This is a genomic window from Roseateles sp. P5_E1, assembly GCF_054049335.1.
In genome coordinates this window covers 1-513 of sequence record NZ_JBFUMN010000501.1, presented here as the reverse complement: position 1 = coordinate 513, position 513 = coordinate 1, and the positions used below count along the sequence as shown (strand labels likewise).

General features: G+C 59.5%; 1 protein-coding gene. It reads left to right on the top strand.

Annotation, left to right across the window (positions count from 1 at the left end; all coding sequences use genetic code 11):
- Nucleotides 1-3: 3 nt before the first annotated feature.
- Nucleotides 4-513: cytochrome b (locus tag ACXJKJ_RS32315; RefSeq protein ID WP_457395851.1), on the top strand; the 510-nt coding region annotated here is incomplete at its 3' end.

Genomic DNA, 513 nt, shown 5'->3' with positions numbered 1-513 from the left:
GCCATGAGCATGATTACGCGCACCGTCAACAACGTCGCGAACTGGGTCAACGACCGGGCGCCGGCTCTCATGCCGATGTACCGCAAGCACRTGACCGAGTACTACGCGCCGAAGAACTTCAACATCTGGTACTACTTCGGTTCGTTGGCGCTGCTGRTSCTGGTCAACCAGATCGTSACCGGCATCTTCCTCACGATGCACTWCAAGACCGATGCGGCCGAAGCGTTCGCCTCCGTCGAGTACATCATGCGTGACGTGGAGTGGGGCTGGCTGATCCGCTACATGCACTCCACCGGGGCCTCGCTGTTCTTCATCGTGGTCTACCTGCACATGTTCCGCGGGCTGTTGTATGGCAGCTACCAGAAACCGCGCGAGCTGGTGTGGATCCTSGGCATGSTGATCTACCTSGTGCTGATGGCCGARGCMTTCATGGGCTAYGTGCTGCCRTGGGGSCAGATGTCGTTCTGGGGCGCSAAGGTGATCATCTCGCTGTTCGGCGCGATTCCGGTGATC